The 4246-nt window shown below is 73.6% G+C and carries 6 protein-coding genes; all 6 read right to left on the bottom strand.

Going from position 1 to position 4246, the window contains the following annotated elements; all coding sequences use genetic code 11:
• Window positions 1–912, bottom strand: a 912-nt coding sequence (locus CVO76_RS00850) for a Rossmann-like and DUF2520 domain-containing protein (protein WP_208740356.1), incomplete at its 3' end; no start/stop codon positions are given.
• Window positions 902–2614: a PH domain-containing protein gene (locus tag CVO76_RS00845; RefSeq protein WP_208740355.1), complete on the bottom strand. Its 1713-nt coding sequence runs from the start codon at window positions 2612–2614 to the stop codon at window positions 902–904. The genes CVO76_RS00850 and CVO76_RS00845, both read right to left, overlap by 11 nt.
• Entirely contained in the window at window positions 2611–3126 is a 516-nt protein-coding gene (locus CVO76_RS00840; RefSeq protein WP_208740354.1) for a PH domain-containing protein, read from the bottom strand. The genes CVO76_RS00845 and CVO76_RS00840 overlap by 4 nt, the downstream gene beginning before the upstream one ends.
• Entirely contained in the window at window positions 3119–3604 is a 486-nt protein-coding gene (locus CVO76_RS00835; RefSeq protein ID WP_133080089.1) for a DUF3180 domain-containing protein, read from the bottom strand. Before CVO76_RS00835 ends, CVO76_RS00840 begins: the two co-directional genes overlap by 8 nt.
• Before the next feature lie 6 nt (window positions 3605–3610).
• Window positions 3611–4102 (bottom strand): 2-amino-4-hydroxy-6-hydroxymethyldihydropteridine diphosphokinase, encoded by a 492-nt coding sequence (gene folK / locus CVO76_RS00830; RefSeq protein ID WP_133080088.1) that lies wholly within the window; start codon window positions 4100–4102, stop codon window positions 3611–3613.
• A partial coding sequence (locus tag CVO76_RS00825; protein WP_208741652.1) for a dihydroneopterin aldolase occupies window positions 4099–4246 on the bottom strand: 148 nt, incomplete at its 5' end. The genes CVO76_RS00825 and folK, both read right to left, overlap by 4 nt.

The following is a 4246-nucleotide window of genomic DNA, read 5'->3' as shown; positions in this document are numbered from 1 at the left end:
GGGAGGCCCGCTCCCGCCGGGGACGTCCGCGAGTGCGGCGAGGATCGCCTCGCCCTGCGCCGGCGTGAGGATGCCCCGCTCGAGAGCGCGCAGTGCGGTGGCACGGGCCATACCGAGATAGGCCTGGCGGGTGTCGGGGGCGTCGTGCGCCTCGAGGGCGGCACGGTGCGCACGGACGGTCCCGGCGTCACCGCGTGCCACCGGTCCGGTCAGGGCACCCTCGCCCGAGGACAGGGCGTTCTCGAGGGAGGCCTTCATGAGCGGGCCCAGCATGCGGTCGGGATGCTGGACGCCGAGGTCGGCGAGGAGCTGGGCGGACTGCGCGGCGATCGTCACCAGGTGGTTCGAGGCGTGGGCGAGGGCCGCGTGGTACAGCGCCCGGGACTCCTCCTCGATGACGACCGGCTCCGCTCCCATCTCCACGACGAGTGCCTGCGCGATGGGCAGCACGGCGGACGGGGCGGTGATGCCGAACATGCTGTCCGGCAGGCGCCCGAGGTCCAGGCTCATCCCGGTGAAGGTCATGGCGGGGTGGATGGCCAGGGGGATGGCACCGGCCGCACGTGCGGGCCCCAGCACGGCGGTCCCGTAACGGCCGGAGGTGTGGACCACGAGCTGCCCGGCCTGCCAGACCCCGAGCTGGGCGAGCCCTTCGACCAGCGTGGGCAGGGCGTCGTCGGGCACCGTCAGCAGCACGAGTTCCGCACGCTCGATGATGTCGGGGACCTCGAGGACCGGGACCCCGGGCAGCAGGTTCTCGGCGCGTTCACGGCTCGCCTCGGAGACGGCGGCCACTCCGACGACGGCGTGGCCCGCCGATCGCAGGGCCGCACCGAGGACGGCGCCGACCCTCCCCGCGCCCACGATGCCGACGCCGAGCCGTCCCGGCCGGCGGGATGCGTCAGCGGCCATCAGCGGGCTCCTCCGTCCCGCCGGGCGCGGGCGCGTAGAGCGGCACCTCGGGCATCACGTCCCGGACGCCGGGGGCGGGCCGCGCATCGTCCTGCGGCGTCCCGGCGTCGTCGTGCCGGGTCTGCCCGGTGTCCCCCGTGAATCCGGCCTCCCCCGCCCCGGTGTCCGCCGTGGCGGCCGTGTCCTCCGTGGTCCCCGTGGCGGCTGCCGCGGGGAGCGCGCCGGGGACGGGCTTCATCCACTGCTCGGGGCCGCTGCGGCGCCGGGCCTCGGCGGCGCGGGCGGCCTGTCCGTGGAAGAGCTCCCAGGCCGTGGCCGAGTCCGCGAGGAGGACCCGCGGATTGACCGGGCCGGGCGTCGTCTGGAACTGCAGGTTCGAGACGCGGAAGCGCCGCTCCACGGGGCCCTGCTCGATCGACAGCGACTGGGTCCGCTCGTGCGGGACGACGACGAGCTGGCGCCACAGCACGCCGGAGCGCATGAGCAGTGCCGTCCGCGTTCCGACGAAGCCGGTGCGCCGCCAGGCGAGGGGTGCCAGCCACCGGGCCCGGCGCGGAGTGGTCGCGAAGCCCTCGGCGCCGTCCCGGCCGGCCATGCCGGCGGTGAACACCTCGACCGGACGCGGCGTCCCGGGATCGGGCAGCACGAGGGCGAGGATCTGCAGCACCTCGTCGCGGGTGCCGACGGGGAGGAGCGTCGCACGTGCCTGTCCCTCGCTGGAGACCGACGCCCCGTAGCCGGCGACGTTCACGGTGACGCGGTACCAGCCCTTCAACCGCCAGAGCGGTGACTGCTGGATGCTCAGCGCCTGCACGCGTCCCGGCGGTACCGTCTGCGAGCGCGTGTCGAGCAGTCCGTAGCGCATGCGGATGCCGTCCGGGGAGGTCGCTGCCCGGAAGTTGTAGCCGGTGTTGAGGGCCGACCAGTAGGCGCCCACGACGCCGATGAGGATGGGGATGAAGGACGTCGCGATGATCGGCGTCTCCAGGACCACCCCGAGCGTGGTGACGACGGCGGCCGCCACGACCAGCGCCACGGTGGTCCCCGAGAGGACGGCTGCGCCGACGACGCGCGCCGGCGGGATCGCGACCACCTCCCGCTCGGGCGCCTCCACGGCCTCCTCCGGGTGCTCCGGGTCCGGGTCCACGCCTGCCGCGCGCGCGAGGATCGTGGCGCGCAGCCTGCGGGCGTCGGCCAGCTTCAGGAACGCGAGCCGGACCGCGGACTCCCCCGCGTCGGCCACCTCGAACTTGAGCTCGGCGAGCCCGAAGATCCTGGCGAGGAAGGGCTGCACGATGTCGATGGCCTGCACCCGGTCGAGGCGCGCCTGCCGCTGCTGCCGGAACACGACGCCGGAGTGGACGCGCACGTGCTCGGCCGTGACCTGATAGCGCGTGAAGTACCACGAGACGAGGAAGGCGGCCGCGACGACCACCACGACGCCGAGCACGATCCCGCCGGCCACCAGGAGGCCGATGCCCTCGGGCAGGGGACCCCGCTCCCGCGATCCGCCGCTGAACAGGCCCTCGAACCAGTCCCTGCCCACGAAGTAGAGGATGGCGACGAGCGCGATCCAGCCGCGCACCAGCGGGGAGATGAAATGGACCCGGTGCCACGTGTCGGCAGGCGGAGCGGTGGCCTCCGGTCCGTCCGGGGCGGGAGCCGCCGGGAGGCCGCCGGAGGAGCCGGGCGGGGCCGTCACAGCCCGGCCAGCCTGGCTTCTCCCCGCGCGGACAGCTGCTCGCGCAGCCTCGTGCCCTCCTCGGAGGGCAGGCCGGGGATCAGGGCGTTCGTGGCGGGGGACGCGGTGTGGAGCTTGAGCGTGCAGATCCCGAACGCGCGCTCGAGCGGCCCGACGGCGACGTCGACGTACTGCATGCGGCCGTAGGGGACCACCATGGTGCGCTGGAAGAAGACACCCTGGCGGACCAGGAGGTCGTCGTCGCGCTCGGCATAGCCGATCGAGGCGACCTGGCGCGGCAGCAGCACGCCCCGCCACACGGCGATGACCAGCACGACGGCGGGGAGCCCCCAGGCGATCACGGGCGGCGGGAACGAGTCCCAGAGGCCCGTGAGGCGGAGGACGAGCGGGACACTCGCGAGGACGAGCCAGACCACCGACCCGATGAGCCAGCCGAGCAGCCGGACGCGCAGGTACTTCGGTGACACCCTGGACCACTCGAGCCCGGACGGGTCGATCGGTTCCCTACGCATATTCCCCCTCGATGGAACCCGGAGCGCCCGTGCCGTCGTCGTCGGGCGGAAGCCTGCAGAAGCTCTCGACGACCAATCCCACCACAATCATCAGGATCCCGCCCACCATGAGTGCCACGGACCCCCACAGGGGTGCCGTGGTGGAGCGGACCGCCAGGAGGGCCACCTGGTCCACGAGGATTCCCGCGTGCCAGCCGAGGCTGAGCGCCCCCGCGTACGCACAGGCCTGTGCGAGGACGAGGGTGCGGGTGGCGAGGATCGGATCGAGAGGCCGATCGCGGTTGCCGTTGCGCCACCGCAGCACGCGGCGCCCGAAGACCAGGGTGATCCCGAGGATCACCGCCGTGGTGACGAGGGACGTCAGCGGCAGGGTCGGGGTGCCGTAGCCGTTGCGGGTCGCGAGCCAGTTGGCCAGCCAGCCGGCGAGTCCGGCCAGCACGCCCACCAGGGCCAGCCAGCGGAACCGAAGGGTGCTCACAGCGTCCTAGACTCCCTCGAAGGGCACCAGGCCCGCAAGATCGGCGGCCTCCGCGGCGAGCCCGGCGACGGGCCGGCCGCCCAGTTCCGCCCCGGGGTCCATCCAGGCCCAGGGCTGCAGGACGAACGCACGGGACGCGGCGCGGGGGTGCGGGATCGTCAGCGCGTCGTCGTCGGAGGTCCACGCCCCGTACGTGATGATGTCGACGTCGAGCGTGCGCGGCCCCCAGCGCACCGTGCGTTTGCGGTGGTGGACGTCCTCGACGGACTGGCAGTGCGCGAGGAGCTCGTACGGTCCGAGGTCCGTCTCCACCTCGATCACCATGTTGAGGTAGTCGGGCTGCTCCGGGCCTCCCACCGGCTTCGTCCGCACCACGGGCGAGACGGCGCGGAGGCGCACGTGCTCGGAATCCACGAGGTCGGCGACGGCGCGCACCAGGGTGTCGCTGCTGGCTCCGAGGTTGCTGCCCAGTGCGAGGACCGACCGGACCGTGCTCATGCCCGGCTCCGACGCAGCGTCACGGCGACGTCACCGAACGGCACCTCGATGGGTGCCTTCGGCTTGTGGACGGTCACGTCGACGGCGGCGACAGGGAACGCGGCCAGGACCGCCGAGGCTATCGTCTCTGCGAGGGCCTCGATG

It is taken from the genome of Arthrobacter agilis (genome assembly GCF_002953615.1).
Taxonomy (GTDB): domain Bacteria; phylum Actinomycetota; class Actinomycetes; order Actinomycetales; family Micrococcaceae; genus Arthrobacter_D; species Arthrobacter_D agilis_B.
The sequence above is the reverse complement of the archived record's forward strand: the minus strand, read 5'-3'. Positions and strand labels throughout refer to the sequence as shown.

Excerpts from the sequence above, each read along its gene's own strand:
- CVO76_RS00840 (WP_208740354.1), bottom strand. The coding sequence starts at position 3,126 with ATGCGTAGGGAACCGATCGACCCGTCCGGGCTCGAGTGGTCCAGGGTG.
- folK (WP_133080088.1), bottom strand. The coding sequence starts at position 4,102 with ATGAGCACGGTCCGGTCGGTCCTCGCACTGGGCAGCAACCTCGGAGCC.